Here is a 20,835-nt window from a genome sequence, read left to right on the forward strand (position 1 = left end):
CGCAAAACCTGCGCCGGTATCGTCGCGGCGATGACGTCAGCCGACCCCAGCCTTTCGCTCGATGAACTGACCGACGCGCTCTACCAGAAGCTGCGCAGGATCAGCGACGGCCCATAGTCTCGTCGCTACCAGTCGACTGCTTGCCGCCATTGCCGCTCGGCGCCGGCCGTATCGCCGCGACACAAGGGCATGCCATTTCGAGGACGAGACCTGGATGGCCGGGCCATTGTCCTTCCGGACGTCGGCGATCGTCTTGTGGTCAGGCGCCAGTCGGCCGGTCAGCCACATCAGCTCGACATTGCGCTGAGCCTCGCGCTCCAAGCGGCGGCTGGACTGCACCTTGTTCAGGTAGCCGTAGATGTAGAGTTTCAGCAGAGTCGCCGGGTGGCAGGCTGGCCGCCCCGTCACCGCCGGCGTTACGCCCTCGAAGCCCAGCGCCCCCCAGATCCAGGTCATCGACGAACACGTCGACCACTCGCACCGGGTTCTCATCGGCTAAATAGTCGTCAAGACAATCAGGAAGCCGTGTCGGCTGGCGCCGGTCAGAACCTTGGACGAAGCGGCTCAAATCCAACCTCCCGACTGCAACGTCAGGAGTCTAGCTCAACAGCGCGTTTGCACACAGCCTCGACCCGTTGCGGACGCTCTTGCGAACGTCGCAACCCCGATGCCATGCTTCCCGACTAGACGCCTGCGGGAGTGAATCGAGGATGCACAGCGGCTCATGCCTTTGTGGTGCGGTCACCTTAACAGTGGCCGGCAGTCTGCCAAATCCCAACTTCTGCCATTGTCGTATGTGCCGCAAGCACTCGGGCCACCACTTCGCATCCACCGATGTGCCCAGGACTGCCTTGACGATTGTCGGCGAGGAAAAGCTGACGTGGTTTCAATCGTCGGAGAACGTCCGACGCGGCTTCTGCTCGACATGCGGATCGTCTCTATTCTGGGATCGGTCGGATCGGGGTTGGATCGCCGTGGCAATGGGTGCTTTCGACGGACCGACAGAGACCACTGCAAATTTGCATATCTACGTCGCCGACAAGGGGGACTACTACGAGATCGCAGACGGCCTGCCGCAATACGACACCGTTCCACCGCGCGACTGAGGTGTTGAGAGCGAACGTCCGTTTCGACCCGACTGAGACATTCCACGCCTCGGGGCCTTCACACCCATGGCCCAATAGAGAAGCCAGCCCGGAGCGGCAATGCCGGTTCGTTCTGGATTTGGCCGGGCGAGTTTCGCGCTCTCATACGGGCCTGAGCTTCGATCCGTTGGGGAGGAGCTTGGCGAGCTTCCTGAGGTTCTGGGCGCCGGCGAGGTGGAACTCGTCTCTGGCGCCATTGGGCCCGCTCAGTCGCAAGCTGTCGAGCCGCAGGATGCGCTGGGCAAGCACCACATGTCTGGAGAAAATCGTGAGAAACGCAGCCGATAAACTATCATATAGTTTTGCGGCAAAAGTGCCTAACGAAAGCGTTTCGCAGCAGCTCGCGGGGTGATCTTGCATCCAGTCCTGGAGCGTTTTGACGCCTTCGCGCTGTGCTGTGCCTGTCTTCATGGTCGTTTAACGGCCGCCTGTAGGTCGATGCTGTTGCGTGATCGGAAGGAGCTTGCCTTTCAGCGCGGTGGCGACGTGGTTGGCGATGACCTCGCGGGCGAAGGCATCGGGTGTCGGACCGGGCACGAGCGCCGCGTTGACGCCCATGAAGCTGCGGTAGCCAGTCTCGCTGAGGAAGGGCTGGTTCCAGTCGAGGGCGTGGGCGCTGAAGCTGAGGTATGACATGAAGCGCGTCCCGATGCCGAACAGGCCGCTCATTTTGATGAGCACGCGCATGCCGATGACCTCGAGGATGAGTTCGCCCTGCTGGCCCAGGTCGGAATCGTACCGGGCTCCGCGGCAGTGAAATCGGCGAGCTTGCAGCCGGGGGCGCGGGGCCGGCGAGAATACCTGGCTCTGCGTGGTTGAGGCGTAAGGCGAGATGGCCGGCCTCCTCACGAAGCGCGATGCCATTGTAGCAACCGAACGGGCAAATCGCATTGCCGGGCAGGTGAGGGCAACAGAACCGCTTGTAAATCAGCGCTTTACGCGAAAATGGCTGGGGCGCCAGGATTCGAACCTGGGAATGGCGGTACCAAAAACCGCTGCCTTACCGCTTGGCGACGCCCCAATCTGCGCTGCCTTCTAGAGCGCGTCGCGAGCGCGTGCAACATCGGATCGCTCACCTCCCGTTTCGATCGTGATGCGAGTGGCCCCGTATCGATCCGGCCCTTTGCCGAAAAGATTGCGCATCGCCATAACCTTGGGTGTTGCGCTGCGGTGGCCGGCTGGCTATAAGCCGGCCACCAGTTGATCGGAGTGTGGCTCAGCCTGGTAGAGCACCTCGTTCGGGACGAGGGGGTCGCAGGTTCAAATCCTGCCACTCCGACCAAAATTTCCCGCATTGTCCAAAGTATCGCGAGAACAGCCCTTCGGGGCTTCCTACCTGCTTGCCGGTATTGCCGGCGGTTCAAGCATCCGCCCGCACTGGTTCGTGGTGCGCGCTTCGCCCAAGACAGGCGGCCTGTCAGGCGACCCGGATCCGCCCCAGGAAGTCGGCGACTTCGGTGTCGAGATCGGCCGATTGGCTCGAGAGCACGTCCGCGGAATCCGCGACATGATTCGCCGCTTCGCCGGTTTCATCGGCGACGCGGCTGACGACGTCGATGTGCCCGCCGGCGGTGACCGTCTCGTTTGCCGCGCGCCTGACGTTCTCGGCGATCACGGCCGTGGCCACGTTCTGTTTCTCCACCACCGCGGCGACCGCGCCCGAAATCTGGTTGAGCGTGTCGATCGTCGCCGTCATCGCGTCGATCGCCTTGATCGCATCGGCGCCGGACAGGCCGATCGCGTCGATCTGGTTTTGGATCTGCTCGGTCGCCCGCCAGGTCTCGTCGGCCAGGCCCTTGATCTCGTGCGCGACGACGGCGAAGCCGCCTCCCATATTGCCGATCCGCGCAGCCTCGATCGAGGCGTTGAGCGCCAGCAGGTTGGTATGCCGCGCGATGGTCGAGATCACCTGGGTGACGCTGCCGATCTCATCCACCTTGCGCGAGAGGTCGCCGACCCTGTCGAGCACGGTGAGCGCCTGCCGCGTCGTATCGCCGACGAGGCGCGCCGCCTCGTTCACCTGACGATCGACCTCGGTGAACGAAGTAGCCAGTTCCGACGTCGCCTCGGTGATGGCGATGACGTTCGAGGACGACTGACGCGACGCGTCCAGTGCTGCGCTCGAACGCTGCGAGACCTCGGCGGCGCCGCTGCGCATCTGCTCGGACGCAACCCGCAGGGACGCGATCGATGCGATGACGGCGCGTGCGATACCTGCGATCTTGCGTTCGAACTCGTTGGCGAGGTCGTGCAGGATGCGTCGCCGCTCGCCGGCCGCCCGTGCCGTCGTCGTCGCGACATCCTTGCGCGCTTCATCGGCGATCGTCCTGGCCGCGTCCGCCGCCGCGCGTTCGCGCTCGGACACCTCGACCGCCTGCCGCAGCGACCAGACGATCCAGCTCAGCGCCCCGGCCTGGACCGCGACGATGGCGCCATGCAGGAAGGCGCGCCGGATGTCGTTGCCGCCCGGAAACACACCGGCCGAATAGACAAGGCTCAGCGTGAGGTGATGGGCGCTGATCGCAAGCGTCGCCGGCAGGAAGATGCGCCAGTCCAGCCAGCCGACCAGTACCGCCAGCATGGCGAAGAAGTACATATGCAGGTCGGCCTGATAGGGGTGGCCGGCGAAGCCATAGACCAGCAGCATGACCTGGCCGACCAGAGCCATGCTGGTGATCTGCCGTGTGAGCCAGCCGATGCGATCGAGCCGCCAGGCGAGCGTCCCCAGGATCGCGAGCGCAGCCCCGGCCGCCGAGATCGTCGTCGCATGCGGCGCCCCGTCGGACGGGATGCCGATCAGGAGCAAGGCCGAATTCGCCCACAGAATTGTGATCAGGAGCCTGGCGAAGCGTATGCGGAGCCGTTCGACCTCACCCACGAGCAATGCTCCTCACCTGACGGATGCATGATTGGGCGAGGGAGCCGTCCACCACGAGCCAGGCCCCCGACCGATAGAGAGAGACCGCATAATCGCTGCCATCGCCGATGCTGATCGCGACCGCGGCGGCTGTATCCAGCTGAAGGATGCTGCCTCCGGCCTGCGAGACCGCGCGCGCCATCTCTGGTGAGGAGGTTCCTGCAGGAAAGAACGCGGCGATGGGCTGCCCTGGAACCGGCCAGGCGGCGATGGAAAAGGCGCCCAGCGCCATGACCAGGCCGACGATCAGGCCGAAGCCGATTTCACGCATCGCGTGCCCCCCGACATCCGATCCGCAGTTCAATTAACGACGAAGAGTGCGGTTGACTGGCTTTACAACTGGTAAACGCCGCTAATTACTATTTCCGCAGGATCGATTTCGTGATCATGCCAACATTCCATAACATAAGCAGCTTGAAGTCGCCCCTCACGATGCACGCCTGAGCAGAAGGCATCTGCAGGACTGCGCCTGCAATGATGCGCAGGTATGACCCAACCGTCGCCATGATGAGCCTTCAGCACCGCATGGCGCGGCGCCTGCGGCTTCGTTATGCTCGCACCGCAATCTGGAGCCGCTCTCGCATGAAATCCGCTTTTCGTCTCATCGCCGTCCTCGGCCTCACGACATTGCTCGCCGGCTGCGACCGCTGCGGCAACATGATGGAGCTCGACATGTTCCTGCAGCCGGTCAAGAAAGCCTGCACCGACCAGAAGCCGCAGGGCTGAGCCTCTACGACGACACGGCAGGAAACAAAAAAGCCGGGGCATTGCCCCGGCTTCGTGATTCTGTAGTGGCCGTTCGGCTCAACCGCGGCGCTTCAGCACCGACCAGCCGGCACCGACCAGGCTCGCCGCCAGCGCCGCCTTGATCAGATCGCCGAGCAGGAAGGGCTGCACGCCGGCCGCCCAGGCCTTGGCGAAGCCGATACCGGTCGCGCCGCTCGCCATCTGCGCGCCGAGCGCCAGCCAGGCGAAGCCAAATGCCATCAGCACGATTTCGGCCAGCACCACGCCGCCGGCCAGGCGCCAGAGCGAGGCGCCGCGCGAGCCGGCCCAGCCGGCGATCGCGGCCGCGGCGATAAAGCCGATCAGGAAGCCGCCGGTCGGCCCGAGCAGATAGAGCGGGCCGGCCGCGACCGGCGGGGTGTTGGTGAAGACCGGCAGGCCGAAGAGGCCGTAGGCGATGTAGAGCGCGACGGTCGCGGCGCCGAGGCGCGCGCCATAGGCGGCGCCGAGGCCGAGCACGGCCAGCGTCTGCAGCGTCATCGGCACCGGCCAGAACGGCACCTTGACCTTGGCGGCGGCGATGATCAGCAGGCTGCCGACGACGGCGAGCGCGACATTGCGCAGGACCCGCGTGCGCGGATCGGACAGGGCCGGCAGGGCCGCGTTGACCATGGTGTTGGCAGACAAAGGCAATGTCTCGGCCATCGGATCTCGTCCTTCTGCTTCGGGCCGTCGACGCCCGGCTCGTTCGTCTATAGGAAATGGCCCGCCGGCCGACAAGCCGGCGCTAGAGCCGGATCGGATCAGGTTGGCACAACCTGATCGGTGAATCCGTCTCTAAACTTTTGATTGAGAACACGTTATCCGGTCAGATTGCCCGGCAATCTGCCCGGCGTGTGCTCATGCCCGCTTCCGGATGTGCAGATGACCAGCTCCCCTTCCGACACGGCCTACGAGCAGCTCGACTTCGACCGCGACCCCGGCGCGGCGTCGGGCGAGTTGGTGCAGCTCTCGCCCCTGGTGCGACGCCTGATCGCCGGCAATGGCGGGCCGATGACCTTCACCGGTACCTGCAGCTATATCGTCGGCCGCGGCCGGATCGCGATCATCGATCCGGGCCCGGACGATCCCGCTCATATCGAGCGCCTGCTTGCCGCGATCGCCGGCGAGACCGTCACCGACATCGTCATCACCCATACCCATCGCGACCATTCCCCGGCCTCGCGCGCGCTCAAGGCGGCGACGGGTGCGCGCATCGTCGGCTGCGGGCTGCACCGTCCGGCGCGCGAGCTCGTCCTCGGCGAGATCAACCCGCTCGACGCCGCGGCCGACAAAGACTATGCGCCCGATCTCATCATGACCGAGGGCGATGCCGTCTCCGGTCCGGGGTGGACGCTCCAGGCATTGGAAACACCAGGCCACACCGCCAACCATCTCGCCTTCGCCCTGCCCGAAGAGAACACCTTGTTCTCCGGCGACCACGTCATGGCCTGGTCGACCTCGATCGTCGCCCCGCCCGATGGTTCGATGGTCGCCTACATGGCCTCGATCGAGAAGCTGCGGGGCCGTGACGACAAGCTCTACTGGCCCGGCCACGGCGGCCCGGTGCGCGAGCCGCAGCGCTTCCTGCGCGGGCTGGTGCAACATCGGCGCCTGCGCGAGGCCGCAATCCTCAGCCGTTTGCAGGCCGGCGATGAAACGATCGCCGAGATGGTGCCGCCGATATACCAGGAGCTGCCGGCAGCCCTGCGCGGCGCTGCCTCGCTCTCGGTGCTGGCCCAGCTCGAGGATCTGGTCGAGCGCGGCGTCGTGCTCTGTGACGACGAAGCGCCGATGCTGGCGAGCCGCTATCGGCTGGCGTGACGTTCAGCGTAACTCCACCAGCAGCTTTACCTCCTCCTCGAACGCCGCGATACGCTTGGCATTCGCGCCGAAATCGAAGCCGCCGAGCCGGGAAGCCGAGCGGATGTCGATGCGGCTACCATCGGCGCGCGGCCGGATGCGGATGGTGATGTCGTCGACGAGACGCAGCACGCGCGAGCGCGCCACGGCGTCGAGCCGCCCTGCTCCGCTGCGCCCGCCGGGCGCCGCGCCTTCCAGCACCTGCCAGCCGAGGTTGACTGATGCCTTGCGGGCGATGTCGTAGGCGACTTCGGCCGGCAGTTCGAGCACGATCGGCAGCGCCTTCGGATAGCCCTGGCGCTGCACCCTGCGCCGCTCGGCCGGGACATCGGGCGGCACGATCCCGCCTCTGGCGGAGAGCGCCACGCGCGAGCGGCTGAAGGCGGGCGGCTCGTCGATATCGGTCGAGACGTCGGCGATCAGCGGCAGGGTCGCGAGTTGGAAGCCGGCATAGGCGACCGGGGCGAGCAGGAGCAGGCAGAGCACGAAGGCCTGCACGGCAATGCCGATGCCGCGATGTCCGTCCTGCCAGATCCGGACGAAGGCGGCGAGCGCCAGCAGGGAAGCGAGCAGCACGAAGATGTAAGCGCCGGCGATCGGCGCCAGCCGGTCGACCGATGGCTGGCCGAAGCGGAAGATCAGCACGGCGAGCGCCACGACCGTCAGCCCGAACAGGGCCAGCCGCCGGCTCCAGATCGCCGCGCGTGAAACTGGCTCTTCGAAGACGAGGCGCCGGTGCATCTCTCTTAGGTGGCGGAGCGCCGGGAGGAAGGCAAGCGCCGCTAGCGCACGACAATCGGCGCAGTCGCCTCGACCACGCCCGGCACGGCCCGCAGCTTCTCCATCAGGTCGAGCACCTCGTCCGGCTGCAGCGTCGCCGCATCTTCAGTTGCGCTCGGCGCCGCCTTGAGCCAGCGCTCGCGCAGCGCTCCCGGCAACTCGGTTTCGGTTCCGAAGCAGGCGAACAGGTTCTCGAACGCCGCGTCGAGCACGATGTCGTTCAGCCCGAAATCATAGGGGTAGGACTGGCCGCCGGCGCGCAGCACGCTCCTGCCCTCCTCGCCACGCACCGGCAGCACGACCGAGGCGGCGCCATCCGGCGACAGCACCCAGCAGGACAGCTTGGTCCCCGCCTTACCCTCGATGCGGATGTCTAACCGCCTTCCCCTGGCGAAGGGCGAGGCCGCCGGCAGCAAGGCGAGGCGCGCCCGATCCGAGCCGGCGGTAGCGGCGACATGGTCGAGGAAGGGCCGGACCGCCGGATCACAGCCCAGCCCCTCGACCGGGATGCGATTGCGCCCGGTCGGCGCCAATACGGTATCGCTACGGCGGAATTCGAGCTCCATCCAGCTCTGGCCATCGCGATCCCCGCCGAAGCGGCCGCGCGTCGTCACCTCGGGGCCAACAGCTGCGCATTGCCCGGGCGCGGCCTTGCGGATTTCCAGCGGCCGCGAACGCAGGACGCGGTCGTCCGAGCGGGATTCTGTGTCGAGCGCAAGCAGCAGCCGCTCACCGAGCGCGGCGCCGCAGGCGCTGTAGCCGCTCGCCGCGGCGAAGGGGCAGATGTCGACCCGCCGCAGATCGGGCGCGGCGCGCACGAGGTTCTCGACCGCCCTGCTCATCACCTGGTCGACATCGACCACGCCGGGCTTGATCCGGATCGCGATCGCGATCGGCTCGCTCGTCGCCTTGCAGTCGCCGTTCCGGGCGATCGCCTGCAGGCGGAAGCTCGCCTTGTCGTCCAGCCGGGCCGGCTCGGTGAAGAACACGCTGGCATCGCCGTCGAACGCCTTGCGGATCTGCGCTTCGGCCTCGCCCGGCTTCTGCAGGTTGAGACTGTCGCGTAGCGTCTTGATGCGCACGACATCGCCGCTTGCCGCCAGACTGATCCGGCCCTCGCTCTGCAACCGGCTCTCGATCGCGAGCCTGACCTCGTCGGCTTGCGTGCGCGACAGCACCTGCTGGCCGGCGTCGAAGCCGACGACCGCGAGCGAGAGATCGCGCTTGCCCGAGCAGGCTGCGACCTTGTCGAGCCAGCTCGACAGCGCATCGGCACGCGCGCTGGAGGCACCGGCGAGAAGCAATCCGGCGACGAGAACGCTGCGCAGCAATTCGCTCACGGCCCGGCCCTAATGCTCCTGCTCCAGCGAACGCGCATAGCCATCCAGCGCGCGGACGAAGACGGGGTTGAAGCGCCCGTCGATCGCGCCGCTGTAATGATCCGCCTTCTGTGCCGCGCGTTGCAAGGCCCGCACTGTATCCGGCTTCAGCTTCTGGTCGGAGACGTCGCTGGAAGACACAGCTGCCGCGCCGGCTTCGCCCTTCTCCAGCGCCTTCATCAGCATCTGCAGCGAATTCGTGCCCGGGAAATACGAGCCGAAACCGTTGTCGATCAGCATCGCCATCGAGACCATCGCGATCGGGTCGCCCTTATCGGCAGCCTGGCGGAACAGGTTGAAACCCTTCTGCGGATTCTTCGGAAAGCCCGGCCGTCCTTCGAGATAGGCCGGCACCAGCTTGGCGATCGAGAAGGCGTCGCCCGCCTCCGCCGCCTTCTGGTACCAGCGCAGTGCCCCGCTTTCATCGCGCGCCCGGCCGCGGCCATATTGCAGCATCCGTCCGACATTGCTCATCGCGACCGGGTTGCCGGTGCCGGCGGCGCGCTCATAGAGCGCAAAAGCCTTCTGCAGCTCGACCTTGCTGCCCTGGCCGTTCTCGTAGAGCGCGCCGAGATTGTTCATCGCCGCGGCGCTGCCGGCCTCGGCCGCCTTGTCGTAAGCAGCGAGCGCCTCCTTGTAGCGCTCGGCTTTGTCATAGGCGCGGCCGAGCTGATAGGAGAGCCGCCTGACTTCCGGCTGCGCCTCGGCCGCCTGCCGGCAGGCGGCGATCGCCGCGCGCGTATCGAGCCGCCCGTACTTCACGCCCTTGGCGCCTTCGCGCCTGTCGGGATCGTTCGGATCGCCGGCGAGCTCGTCGCATTCCTGGACGCGGGGGCCGCGCGAGGCGTCGCTGCGTCCAAGATAGCCCTCGGCCAGCGAGCGATAGGCGCAGACCGTGCCGCAGTCCTTGAGATAATCCTCGTATTTGCCGGAGCCGCCGAGCCTGACCCAGTTCTGCTCGTCGCTGACGGCTTCGGTACTACGGCGCTTGTCGAGCAGCAGCGCCATCGCCGCCTCGCGATACCCGCAGGTCTCACCGCAGCGCGCGACATAGGCCTCGAGCGCGCTGCGCTCGCCGGCCGCCTTGGCCCGCTGCCAGTTGGCCTCGTCCCGCGCCTGCGCGACGGCGCGCGCCACGGCCGGCACCGGCTGTGCCACCGGCAGCGCGATCGAGGCAAAGTCGATCTCCGGCGCCTGCTCGCGGCCGCTGTCGCGCCGGGCCGCGGCTTCGACGCTGTCCTTGAGATAGCGCTGCAGATCGGACCAGGCGAGCGGCCCGGTCTCGGGCGCGCCGGCCGGCCGCGCCAGCCCGGCGGCACCCATCAGGAAGCGACTGGTGAACAGCCCGAGCTTCGCCTCCCGGTCCCAGTTGGCCGGCGTCGCGCCGGAGGTCGCAACCAGCTTGACGATGCCACCGCCGGTGCGCGGCTTGGCCGGGGTGAAGCCCGGGGCCGAAACGGCGAGCAGGCTCTCGCCCTTGCGGCCAGTCTCGCCGGTGAAGCAGGCGTCGATCATCACGATCAGCTGCCGCTGCGGCCCGATCTTCTGCCTGACCAGCTCGAGGTTCCGATAGAGCGTCTGCACGGCATAGCCGCTCTCGCTCGCATTTGGATTGCCGTCCTGCGGCAAGAGGAAGGGCTGGCGCGTCGCAAGATCAGGCACGCCGTGGCCGGAATAATAGACGAAGACGTTGGAGCGGCCCTCGACCGCGCTGCGCCAGAGCCGCCCGCCCTGCGGGTTGGCCTCGCTGCCGAACATCTGGGTGAGCTCGCCGAGCGTCGCATCCTTGAGCAGGAAGACGTTCTGCTCGCGGAAGCCGAGCGTACAGGTGAGCCAGGCCTTGATCGCCTCGGCATCGTTATGGGCGAAGTCGACCGTGCTGGTCTGCTTGTAGCTCTTGTTGCCGACCACCACCGCGATCGACTCGGCATTGTCCGAAAACGTTGCCGGTGGCGCCTGCGCGATCGAACTGGAGATGAGCCCGAGCCAGAGCAGGGCTGCGATCAGGAACGCCGGCAAGGCCACCTCCAAAATCAGTGCGCGCCAGCGCTATGCCGCGCTGGCGCGTCGACCTGTCGATGCGGCTTTTGTCCGGACGATCCGTGGCGAAGATGTGACGCGGAGGAAGAGCCCCCTTCCCCACTCCCATACTCGGGTCATCCCAGGCGAAGCGAAGGTCCGGGATTGATACGAGGATACAGCTTGCGAGACGCGAGCATTACAACCCTTGCGCTAGTGACCGCTTATAGATGTTGCACCTCGGCACGAAGGGGATGGCCCACCGAATCTAAATACCACTCGCTTGATTAGTTGCAAGATTTACCTTGACCTGATCCCGATCAACTTCAACACCATCTCTGTAAACTATACGTTCTACGACTCTGATTGTCTGCCCATTCTCCACGTATGTTCTTACGGTTCTGGCCCTGACAACAACATTTTGTCCGCTGGAGTTCCTAAAACGCTGCTCATTTTGCCCCGCAGCTAACGGTGGGATGGATGGTGCCGGCTTGGCCTGCTTGACCTTTTCCGTCTTGTCCTTGACGGCGACGCAGCGCCCGGCGCTCAGTCTCTGCCCCGAGCTGCAGGCTCCCGGACAGACCAGACGCGGTTGCGCCCGGATTTTTTCCACCGCCCCCGGGCTCGCAGCCCCCGTATCGAGCTTCGCTCCCGCGTGCCGATTAAAGCTGCGCATGGCCTGCTGCGTCGAGGCTCCCCATTCGCCATCGATGGCGCCGGCATGACAGCCGACGCGCTTGAGTTCCACCTGAAGTGCTTTGATCACCTGCGGATCGTTGCCCGGCGCGCCAGCCTCCGGCTTCAACGGCGCGGATGCGGGCTGCGAGGGCGTGAGCAATGGTGCCGGCGCCGGGCCAGGCTGCTCCGTCGGCGACGGCTGCGCTGCCCCGGACTGCAGCTTCTCGGCATCCCCGTCGCTTTTCGCGTGCGCAAGCCGAAGGTAGCCCTGCGCAACGGTGCGATAGGCGCAGATGACGCGGCAACCCTTGAGATATTCCTCATACTGGCCGGCGGCGCTGAGACGTTGCCAGTTCTGCTCGTCGGTTGCAGCTTCCGCGCTGCGCCGCCTGTCGAGCAGCAGCTCCATCGCTACCTCGCGGTACTGGCAAATCTCGCCGCAGCGCGCGATGTACCCCTCGAGCGCACTGCGCTCGCCCGCCGCCTTGGCCCGCCGCCAATTGGCCTCATCCCGTGTCAGCCCGACCGCACGCGCCACGGCCGGCACCGGCAACGCAACCGGCAGGACAATCGCGGCCTCGTCGATCTCCGGCGCCTGCTCGCGACCGCTGTCGCGCCGCGCGGCGGCTTCGACCTCGCGGACGACATAGGATTGCAGTTCCGACCAGACGATCCGCATGTCATTGGAAGAGCCGCTCTGGCCAGCTTGCGCCAAACCAGCGGCGCCCATCAGGAAGCGGCTGGTGAACAGGCCGAGCTTCGCCTTCTCGTCCCAGTTCGCCGGAGTCGCGCCCGAGGTCGCGACGAGCTTGACGATGCTGCCTCCTGCTCGCGGCCTGGCTGGCGTGAACCCCGGCGCCGAGACGGCGAGCAGGCTTTCGCCCTTGCGGCCAGTCTCGCCGGTGAAGCAGGCATCGATCATCACGATCAACTGGCGCTGCGAACCGATCTTCTGCCGGACCAGCTCCAGATTGCGATAGAGCGCCTGCAGCGAATAGCCGGTCTCGGTCAAATTGGGATTGCCGTCCTGCGGCAACAGGAAAGGCTGGCGGGTGGCGAGGTCGGGCACGCCATGGCCGGAATAGTAGACGAAGACGTTGGAACGGCTCTCTGAAACGCTGCGCCAGAGCCGCCCCGCCTGGGGATTGACCTCGCTGCCGAAGACCTGGTTGAGTTCGCTCAGCGTCGCGTCCTTGAGCAGGAAGACGTTCTGCTCGCGAAAACCAAGAGTGCCGGTGAGCCAGGCCTTGATCGCCTCGGCGTCATTATGGGCGAAGTCGACCGTGCTGGTCTGCTTGTAGGCCTTGTTGCCGATCACAACCGCGATCGACTCGGCGTTGTCGGAGAGCGTTGCCGGCAGCGTCTGCGCGATCGGGCCGGAGACCAGCCCGAACCAAAGTAAAACCGCGAGCAGGAACGCTGGCAAGCTCGCCTCCGAAATCAGCGACCGTCAACATTATGTTGCACTGACGCATCGATTTGTCGACGAGACTCTTGCTTGAACGATCCATTACGCAAAGGAATGGATTTGACTTACGTTCCGCACCGCAGTCATCCCGGGCTCGGCGTAGCGAAGCCCGGGATGAGCAGAATCTCAGTCGATCGCCCGCACCGCCCCCTTGGCCGCGCTGGTCGCCAGCGCCGCATAGGCTTTCAGCGCGGTCGTGACCTTGCGCTTGCGCGGCGCCGCCGGCTTCCAGGCATCCTTGCCCTTGGCGTCCATCGCGGCACGCCGGCGTGCCATCTCCTCGTCGGAGACCTTGAGGCTGATGCCGCGGTTCGGGATGTCGATCTCGATCACGTCGCCGCTTTCGACGAGGCCGATCGCGCCGCCCTCGGCCGCCTCAGGCGAGACATGGCCGATCGAGAGACCGGAGGAGCCGCCCGAGAAGCGCCCGTCGGTGATCAGCGCGCAGGCCTTTCCGAGCCCCTTCGACTTCAGATAGCTCGTCGGATAGAGCATCTCCTGCATGCCCGGCCCGCCGCGCGGCCCCTCATAGCGGATTAGCACGATCTCGCCGGCCTTGACCTTGTTGTTGAGGATGCCCTCGACCGCCGCGTCCTGGCTCTCGAAGATCACCGCCTTGCCGGAGAAGGTCAGGATCGAGGCGTCGACACCCGCCGTCTTCACGATGCAGCCGTCGAGCGCGATATTGCCGTAGAGCACGGCGAGGCCGCCATCCTGCGAATGCGCATGCGCCTTCTCGCGGATGACGCCCTTTTCGCGATCGAGGTCGAGTTCCCCATAGCGCCGGTCCTGGCTGAAGGCAGTCTGCGTCGGCACGCCGCCGGGGGCGGCGCTGTAGAAGGAGCGCACCGCCTCGCTCTGCGTCTGCCTGATGTCCCAGCGCTCCAGCGCCTCGGCCATCGTCGCGCTATGCACGGTCGGCAGCGAGGTGTCGATCAGCCCGGCCCGGTCGAGCTCGCCCAGGATCGCCATGATGCCGCCGGCGCGATGGACATCCTCCATGTGGACGTTGGCGACGGCGGGCGCGACCTTGCACAGCACTGGGACGTTGCGCGAGAGCCGGTCGATATCGGCCATGGTGAAGTCGATCTCGGCCTCGTGCGCCGCTGCCAGCAAATGCAGCACCGTATTGGTCGAGCCGCCCATCGAGATGTCGAGCGTCATCGCGTTCTCGAAGGCCTTGAAGCTCGCGACATTGCGCGGCAGCACGCTCTCGTCGTCCTGCTCGTACCAGCGCTTGGCGATGTCGACGATCAGATGCCCGGCCTCGACGAACAGGCGCTTGCGGTCGGCATGGGTCGCCAGCGTCGAGCCGTTGCCCGGCAGCGCGAGACCCAGCGCCTCGGTCAGGCAGTTCATCGAATTGGCGGTGAACATGCCCGAGCACGAACCGCAGGTCGGGCAGGCCGAGCGCTCGATCACCTCGACTTCGCTGTCCGAGTACTTGCTGTCGGCGGCAGCGACCATGGCATCGACCAGGTCGACCTTCTTCAGCACGCCGTCGGCGATGTACTTGCCCGCTTCCATCGGTCCGCCCGAGACGAACACGACCGGGATATTCAGGCGCATCGCCGCCATCAGCATGCCGGGCGTGATCTTGTCGCAATTGGAGATGCAGACCATCGCGTCGGCGCAATGCGCATTGACCATGTATTCGACGCTGTCGGCGATCAGCTCGCGCGAGGGCAGCGAATAGAGCATGCCGTCATGGCCCATGGCGATGCCGTCATCGACCGCGATGGTGTTGAACTCCTTGGCGACGCCGCCGGCCTTCTCGATCTCGCGCGCCACCAGCTGGCCGAGGTCCTTGAGATGGACATGGCCCGGCACGAACTGGGTGAAGGAGTTCACCACCGCGATGATCGGCTTGCCGAAATCCGAATCCTTCATGCCGGTGGCGCGCCAGAGGCCGCGGGCGCCGGCCATGTTGCGGCCATGGGTGGTGGTGGCGGATCTCAGCCTCGGCATGCTTGACCTCGTCGACAGGGCGTCCGAACAGAAGGGTTCGCCCTATAGCTAGCGACAGCGCACAACCAGCCAAAATTGAATTATTCGATTTTGATGATCGGCGCCGTCCATGCTGCGGGTGCGAGAGGCCTGCAGCGTCGCCCTCGCTTGTCGGCCGATGGCTACCTCCCCTAGCATGCCCGGCCGGACCGGGAGGCGGTCCAAATGGGGACGGGATTGGACATGACGGAGATCGCGGCGCGGGACTATCAGGCCGCGCGGGCAAAGGCGCCGCCGCTCTCGGCGACCTCGCCAATGTACAATCTCCCCGAAATGCGCGCCCTCTATCTGGCCTTCTGGGATGCGCTCGCCGCCGAACTCGGCCCGGAGGCGGGAGAATTGCCGCAAGCCTTCTCCTTCGACCGCCCCGCCGTACCCGAGGCAATCGGCTCGGAAGTGTTCTTCTCGCAGACTTGCGGCTACCCGCTGCAGACGATCTATCGCGGCCAGTACCAGTTGCTCGGCGTGCCCAGCTACGACGCGCCGGGCTGCGGCGAGGCCACCCATTGCGCCTTCCTGCTTGTGCGGGACGGTTCCCCTTTCGAGACCGTTGAGGACCTGCGCGGCACACGCTTCGCCTGCAACAGCCGGCAGTCGAACTCCGGCATGAACCTGCCGCGTCGCCTGATCGCCCCGCTCGCCGGCGGCAAGCCGTTCTTCGGCGAGGTCGTCGAGACCGGAACGCACCCGTTCAGCATGGCGCGCGTCGCCGCCGGCGAGCTCGACGCCGCCTCGATCGACTGCATGACCTATGCCTATTTCAGCCAGCACCGGCCTGAGGCCGTGGCGGGGCTGCGCGTCATCGCGCAGACGCCGCGGAGCCCGGCCATCCCCTTCGTCACCTCGATAGCGACGGCGCCGGCACGGGTCCAAGCCCTGCGCGCCGCGCTGCTCGCTTTGTCGTCGAAGCCGGAGCATCGCCCGGTGCTGCAGGCGCTGCGCATCGCCTCGATCGGCCCGGCTTCGCCGGCCGCCTATGAGCGCATCCTCGATTACGAGCGGGAGGCCGCCGAGCTGGGCTATCCCGAACTGGTGTGACGATGGATCGCTTCGATCTCGGCCTCCACAAGCGTACGATCCGGACCGCCTCTCCCGAGGCGCAACGCTTCTTCGATCTCGGCCTGAACTGGTGCTTCGGCTTCAATCAGGAGGAAGGGGTCAAGTGCTTCCAGCGGGCGCTGAGCTTCGATCCCGATTGCGTCATGGCGCATTGGGGCGTCGCCTATGGCGCCGGCCCCTTCTACAATCTGGTCCGGCGCGATCTCGGCCCGCAGGAGGCGCAGGCGGCCACGAGGCTCGCCTCCGACCACATCCAGCGGGCGCTTTCCTTGAGCGAAGGCTCGGACGATGCCGAGCGCCTGCTCGTCGAGGCCCTCGCACGCCGCGTCCAGAAGCCTCACCCGGTCGCAGCCGACGAGTATGATCGCTGGGACGACGACTACGCCGCCGCGATGCGCCGGGTCCATCATGCCTGCCCGGACGATCAGGACGTGATGGCACTCCTGGTCGAGGCCCTGATCACGCGCACGCCGCGGCGCCTCTGGGACCTGAGGACCGGCCGCCCGGCCAGAGGCGCCGACACGCTGGAGGCGCTCGCCATCTGCGAGCGCGGCATCGCCATGGCCGAGGCCGCCGGCACGCCGCCGCACCCGGCGCTGCTGCATCTGCACATCCATCTGCTCGAAATGTCGAACGAGCCCGAGCGGGCCCTCCGTTCGGCGGACAGCCTGACCGACAGGCTGCCGGATGCCGGCCACATGAACCACATGCCGGCGCATATCTATGTGCTGTGCGGTGACTATGAACGGTCGCGGCTGGCCAGCGAGCAGGCAATCCGCGCCGACGATCTCTATGCCGACTATGCCGGCTCGCGGAATTTCTACGTCACTGCGCGCTGCCACGACCTGCATCTGATGATGCATGCCTGCATGCTGCTCGGCCAGTACCGGCCGGCGCTCGCTGCGGCGAACAAGGTGCGGGCGATCGTGACCGAAGACATTCTCTCGCTGCACGAGCGGCCGAAGCTCGTCAGGGCCTGCGAGGCCTATGTCTCGATGAAGATGCATGTCCTCGTCCGCTTCGGACGCTGGCAGGAGATTCTCGACGAGCCCTTCCCCGGCGATCCCGAGATCTATCGCGTCTCCATCCCGATGCAGCACTACGCGCGCGGCATCGCCCATGCGACGCTGAAGGACTTTGCCGAGGCCGAGCGGGAACAGGAGCTGTTCGCCCGGTCCAGGGCACACATCGGCGCCGATTATCGTTTCCTCAGCAACTACGCCCAGGACACCCTGGCGGTAGGCGAAGCCATGCTCGGCGGCGAGCTCGACTACCACAAGGGCAATTACGAACGCGCCTATGGGCAGCTCAGGCAGGCCGTCCATCTCGACGATCACCTGAACTACACCGAGCCCTGGGCCTGGATGCATCCGCCTCGGCACGCCCTCGCCGCCCTGCTGATGGAACAGGGGCACCATGCCGAAGCGGAGGCGGTCTATCGCGACGATCTCGGTCTCACCCGCAACATCCAGCGCTGCGCCCAGCATCCCGATAATGTCTGGGCGCTGCACGGCCTGGTCGAATGCCTGCAACATCGCGGGGAGACCAGGGAGCGGCCGGAGCTCGAGCACAAGCTGGCGGCGGCCCTGGCACGAACCGATGTGCCGATCACCTCATCCTGCGCCTGCCGGACGGATGTCCGCCGGCCCTGCTGCTCTGCCTGAGGGCTCCCCTGTGTTGCGCAATATCGACATCGACCTGCTGCGGTCCTTCGTCACCATCGCCGAGCTGCGCTCTTTCACCCGCGCCGCAGCGGCCCTGAACCGCACCCAGTCGACGATCTCGACGCAGGTGCGAAAGCTCGAGGAGATCGCCGGCCAGACCCTGCTGCAGCGCTCGCCGCAGGAGGTGCTGCTGACTCGGGCCGGCGAGGATTTCCTCGGCTACGCCCGCCGCATCGTCGCGCTGCATGACGAGGCGCTCGACGTCGTCCGCGCCCAGAGCGTTTCCGGGCGCGTCCGACTCGCTGTGATGGACGACTACGCCACCATCGTCCTGCCCGAGACGCTTGCCCGCTTCGCCCGCTCGCATCCGGAGGTCGAGCTCGAGGTCACCACCGGCTTCACCCGCGACCTGCTCGCCAGTCTCGGCGAGGCCTTCGACATCGTCCTGGCGACGCAGAAGGCCGGCGATGGCAGCGGCGAGGTGCTGCGCACCGAGCGCACCGCCTGGGCCTGGTCCGACCGGCACGATTTCCCGCCGGCCGGCCCCTTGCCGCTCGCGCTGCTGAAGGCGCCGAACATGTATCGCGAATGGGCGCTCGCAGCGCTCAACGAGGCCGGCCAGACCTGGCGCATCCTGTTCTCCTCTTCCAGCATCGGCGCGGTCGAGGCGGTCGCTGCCGCCGGCGCGGCGCTGACCGTGGTCAAGGCCGGCACCGCCCGCGAGGGCCTGCGCCTGCTGGGCGAGACGGAGGGCCTGCCCGCCCTGCCGGCCTCCGAGATAGCGCTCCACCTGGCGCCGGGGCGCCCGACACCAGCAGTGCGGGCGCTCGCGGGTTTCCTGGCAGAGGCGCTCAAGGCGGAGGATTAGCGTCCTTCTCCACCAATCTCGGGCTTGCCCGAGATTGGCACTTAAAGTGATGCATGTCGGAAACATCCGACATGCATGGGGAGAAGGTCCGGCAGGGGATGAGGGCGTGAGGCACGGCGCTCCCCTTCTCCCCCTGCGGGAGCAGGTGGCGCGCAGCGCCGGATGAGGGGTCGCGCCGCGCTTTCCGACTTCGGCGACGGGCGAGATGCCAATCTCTTCATGTCGCGAGACCCCTCACCCCAGCCCGCTCCCGCAGGGGGAGAGGGGGGTCGGTCCCGCCTCCCGCGCCCAAGCATCTTCCCCGCCCGCAGGCTCACCCTGCGGGCGTTGTCGCGATCGAGGGGCAGCGGAGCGCCGCGAGGCGCGGTTTGGTATTCCGCTTCCGTTGAGCCAGGAAGCGGCGCGGATGGATTACATCCGCACGCCCCGTGGCGCTCCGCCAGCGGCGATTTTAAAGCTCCGGGCCGCGCTTCTTTCGGATCGACCGCCGATCCCGCCTGCCGCCTTCGCCAGTTCCCCTCATCGGGTCGTCGCGTCGGCGCTCGGGCGGTTGGTCATCGGCAGGCCGTCCAGCTAGCGAGCTCCTCGCGCAGGGATCGTAATGTCCCCAGGTCGGTTCCCGAAGCCTCCCGGGAGCGAGGCGCAACCCTCGCCCGCAGGCGCCGCACCCATCCCGCCAAACGACATGCCTCCGGATGGCCGCCCCTCGGGGATGGGATGCGCGGCATCATACGGGAGGTTGGGAGGGCGGGGATAAGGTCGTAGCCTATCCCCGCGAGCGAGCCATTGAAGTCCACTTGCGACCCGTTGCGGGCCTACGAAGCAGATTGAAGAGCTGCCTGAAGACCCGCCTTCATCATGGCCAGACAGGTGCGCCGTCCAACCCCGCGGTTTCTGGTAGGCCGCAGATCAGGTTCGCATTCTGCACCGCCTGGCCGGCGGCTCCCTTGCCGAGATTGTCGACCACGCCCATCGCGATCACCAGGTTGCGTTTCGGATCGGCCGCATAGCTAACGAATGCGAGGTTCGAGCCGGTCGCCCATTTGGTCTGCGGCGGCTTGTCGGTCACGCGGACGAACGAGCGCCCGGCATAGAAGCGCCTGGCCGCGTCCAGGCACTGGTCCGTGGTGGCGTGGCCGCGGCAATAGATGGTGGCGAGTATGCCGCGGGTCATCGGCACCAAATGTGGCGTGAACACCAGCCCGGCTGCGCTGCCGCCGCTCAGTCGCTCGATCGTCCGGGCGATCTCGGGCATGTGGGTGTGCTTGAGTAGGCTGTAGGGCACCAGGTTCTCGTTGCTCTCGGCGTAGCCGAACTTGCTGTCACCGCCCCGGCCGGCACCGGAGATGCCGGTCTTGACGTCGATCACGATATTGCCGGGCTCGATCAGCTTGTTGGCCAGCAGCGGCGCCAGCGGGGTCAGCGTCGCAGCGGGAAAGCAGCCGGGATTGGCAATGCGGGTCCGGCCCTCGATCTGAGCCGGCCAGATATCGGCCAAGCCGTAAGCCCAACCCTCGACGTAGCGGTGGTCGCCGCCGATATCGACGATCTTCACATCCTTGGTGACGCGAGCCAGCGCCTCGGCCGAGGCACCTGTGGGCAGCGACGCGAACAGCACGTCGAGCTTCGGCAGGGTCGCTGGGTCCCATTTCTCGATCACCAGTTCGGCCAGCTTGGCCGGCACACCGGGGAAGCGGTCGACCAAGCGGCTGCCGGCGCTGCTCTCGCCTGCGGCGTAGACCAGCTCGAAAGACGGGTGGCTCGCGACCAGGCGCAGCGCTTCGCCGCCGCCAAAACCGCTGATCCCGACAATGCCGACGCGAATGCTCATGGTGATGTCCTTCTGGGGTTCGGGCAAAAGAAAACCCCCGGAGCCGAGGGCTGCGGGGGTCCAGAAAACGCGAGTCGGGGTCGCTCCGGTGGTGGGACCTACGCTGAGGCAGTCACCACGTGGAAGGACGCTGATCGACGCGCAGCCCAAGAAGCCGCCGCTTGGGTGAAGCGGCGTCGGCGTCGGTCGCAAAGGGTCCGGTTCCTGAGCATGCCCCGGGACACTGTCCCGACCCACATTTATCGTCAAGTGGAATGTCTGCCGACGACCCTGGCTGTGTAAAAACGCGCGAGTCAGGTAGTGTTTTCCTGCCGCGATGCGGGGGGATCGGATGGGTCGTTTCGTTGAAGGAGCCGACCGCTCGCAGCTGAGTTTCCTGCCCGAGTGCCTGG

At 66.5% G+C, this 20,835-nt stretch carries 17 protein-coding genes, 2 tRNA genes and 1 pseudogene; 7 read left to right on the forward strand and 13 right to left on the reverse strand.

All coding sequences use genetic code 11. From position 1 onward, the window contains the following. Positions 1–210 precede the first annotated feature (210 nt). Positions 211–568 (reverse strand): annotated as a pseudogene (locus B6S44_RS10705) (transposase); the annotation flags it as partial. Between the two features lie 142 nt (positions 569–710). Here B6S44_RS10705 and B6S44_RS10710 point away from each other — a divergent pair. After that, complete coding sequence (locus tag B6S44_RS10710; RefSeq protein WP_129156881.1) at positions 711–1,106, forward strand: GFA family protein; 396 nt, start codon at positions 711–713, stop codon at positions 1,104–1,106. Between the two features lie 141 nt (positions 1,107–1,247). On the opposite strand, the gene B6S44_RS10715 is transcribed toward B6S44_RS10710, so the two are convergent. The 3 genes from B6S44_RS10715 to B6S44_RS10725 form a co-directional block, all read right to left on the reverse strand. Continuing rightward, positions 1,248–1,556 carry a hypothetical protein gene (locus B6S44_RS10715; protein WP_129156882.1) on the reverse strand — a complete coding sequence of 103 codons (309 nt, stop codon included), beginning with the start codon at positions 1,554–1,556 and terminating at the stop codon, positions 1,248–1,250. Between the two features lie 6 nt (positions 1,557–1,562). Further along, positions 1,563–2,009: a hypothetical protein gene (locus B6S44_RS10720; protein WP_129156883.1), complete on the reverse strand. Its 447-nt coding sequence runs from the start codon at positions 2,007–2,009 to the stop codon at positions 1,563–1,565. A gap of 82 nt (positions 2,010–2,091) precedes the next feature. Further along, positions 2,092–2,166: transfer RNA gene (locus tag B6S44_RS10725), tRNA-Gln, on the reverse strand. A gap of 184 nt (positions 2,167–2,350) precedes the next feature. Here B6S44_RS10725 and B6S44_RS10730 point away from each other — a divergent pair. Beyond that, positions 2,351–2,427, forward strand: a tRNA-Pro gene (locus tag B6S44_RS10730). Positions 2,428–2,562: 135 nt separating this feature from the next. Here the strand turns inward: B6S44_RS10730 and B6S44_RS10735 are convergent. Together B6S44_RS10735 and B6S44_RS10740 are read right to left on the reverse strand one after the other, a co-directional pair. Continuing rightward, positions 2,563–4,023, reverse strand: a complete 1,461-nt coding sequence (locus B6S44_RS10735; RefSeq protein WP_129156884.1) for a methyl-accepting chemotaxis protein — start codon at positions 4,021–4,023, stop codon at positions 2,563–2,565. Then, positions 4,016–4,333 (reverse strand): hypothetical protein, encoded by a 318-nt coding sequence (locus tag B6S44_RS10740; RefSeq protein ID WP_129156885.1) that lies wholly within the window; start codon positions 4,331–4,333, stop codon positions 4,016–4,018. The genes B6S44_RS10735 and B6S44_RS10740 overlap by 8 nt, the downstream gene beginning before the upstream one ends. Before the next feature lie 311 nt (positions 4,334–4,644). Here B6S44_RS10740 and B6S44_RS29330 point away from each other — a divergent pair, with 311 nt between their 5' ends. Then, positions 4,645–4,788, forward strand: coding sequence for a hypothetical protein (locus B6S44_RS29330; RefSeq protein WP_164985785.1), 144 nt, complete (start codon positions 4,645–4,647; stop codon positions 4,786–4,788). Between the two features lie 78 nt (positions 4,789–4,866). Here B6S44_RS29330 and B6S44_RS10745 read toward each other — a convergent pair whose 3' ends face one another. Continuing rightward, the gene (locus B6S44_RS10745) at positions 4,867–5,493 is read right to left on the reverse strand and encodes a biotin transporter BioY (RefSeq protein ID WP_129156886.1); all 627 of its coding nucleotides are present in this window, start codon (positions 5,491–5,493) and stop codon (positions 4,867–4,869) included. A 219-nt stretch (positions 5,494–5,712) separates the two neighbouring features. Here B6S44_RS10745 and B6S44_RS10750 point away from each other — a divergent pair, with 219 nt between their 5' ends. Beyond that, on the forward strand, positions 5,713–6,651 hold the full coding sequence (locus B6S44_RS10750; protein WP_129156887.1) for an MBL fold metallo-hydrolase: 939 nt from the start codon (positions 5,713–5,715) through the stop codon (positions 6,649–6,651). 3 nt (positions 6,652–6,654) lie between these two features. Here the strand turns inward: B6S44_RS10750 and B6S44_RS10755 are convergent, their stop codons facing one another. The 5 genes from B6S44_RS10755 to ilvD all read right to left on the reverse strand — a co-directional run bounded on the left by B6S44_RS10755 (position 6,655) and on the right by ilvD (position 14,982). Then, a complete protein-coding gene (locus B6S44_RS10755; RefSeq protein ID WP_129156888.1) occupies positions 6,655–7,431 on the reverse strand; it encodes a DUF1499 domain-containing protein in 777 nt (258 codons plus the stop codon). Between the two features lie 41 nt (positions 7,432–7,472). Then, complete coding sequence (locus B6S44_RS10760; RefSeq protein WP_248309539.1) at positions 7,473–8,810, reverse strand: hypothetical protein; 1,338 nt, start codon at positions 8,808–8,810, stop codon at positions 7,473–7,475. 9 nt (positions 8,811–8,819) lie between these two features. Beyond that, on the reverse strand, positions 8,820–10,874 hold the full coding sequence (locus B6S44_RS10765) for a caspase family protein (RefSeq protein WP_465246103.1): 2,055 nt from the start codon (positions 10,872–10,874) through the stop codon (positions 8,820–8,822). Positions 10,875–11,136: 262 nt separating this feature from the next. Further along, positions 11,137–12,972, reverse strand: a complete 1,836-nt coding sequence (locus B6S44_RS10770; RefSeq protein ID WP_248309541.1) for a caspase family protein — start codon at positions 12,970–12,972, stop codon at positions 11,137–11,139. A 168-nt stretch (positions 12,973–13,140) separates the two neighbouring features. After that, on the reverse strand, positions 13,141–14,982 hold the full coding sequence (gene ilvD / locus B6S44_RS10775) for a dihydroxy-acid dehydratase (RefSeq protein ID WP_129156891.1): 1,842 nt from the start codon (positions 14,980–14,982) through the stop codon (positions 13,141–13,143). A 222-nt stretch (positions 14,983–15,204) separates the two neighbouring features. Between ilvD and B6S44_RS10780 the strand changes: the two genes are divergently transcribed. From B6S44_RS10780 to B6S44_RS10790, 3 genes are read left to right on the forward strand one after another with little or no spacing between them, the layout of a single operon-like run. Next, on the forward strand, positions 15,205–16,059 hold the full coding sequence (locus B6S44_RS10780) for a phosphate/phosphite/phosphonate ABC transporter substrate-binding protein (protein WP_206735128.1): 855 nt from the start codon (positions 15,205–15,207) through the stop codon (positions 16,057–16,059). 2 nt (positions 16,060–16,061) lie between these two features. Continuing rightward, on the forward strand, positions 16,062–17,744 hold the full coding sequence (locus B6S44_RS10785; RefSeq protein WP_129156892.1) for a tetratricopeptide repeat protein: 1,683 nt from the start codon (positions 16,062–16,064) through the stop codon (positions 17,742–17,744). Between the two features lie 10 nt (positions 17,745–17,754). After that, on the forward strand, positions 17,755–18,612 hold the full coding sequence (locus tag B6S44_RS10790) for a LysR substrate-binding domain-containing protein (RefSeq protein ID WP_164985786.1): 858 nt from the start codon (positions 17,755–17,757) through the stop codon (positions 18,610–18,612). An 856-nt stretch (positions 18,613–19,468) separates the two neighbouring features. On the opposite strand, the gene argC is transcribed toward B6S44_RS10790, so the two are convergent. Then, the gene (gene argC / locus B6S44_RS10795) at positions 19,469–20,443 is read right to left on the reverse strand and encodes an N-acetyl-gamma-glutamyl-phosphate reductase (protein WP_129156894.1); all 975 of its coding nucleotides are present in this window, start codon (positions 20,441–20,443) and stop codon (positions 19,469–19,471) included. Positions 20,444–20,835: the final 392 nt, after the last annotated feature.

It is taken from the genome of Allobosea sp. Tri-44, from assembly GCF_004123845.1.
Lineage (GTDB): Bacteria > Pseudomonadota > Alphaproteobacteria > Rhizobiales > Beijerinckiaceae > Allobosea.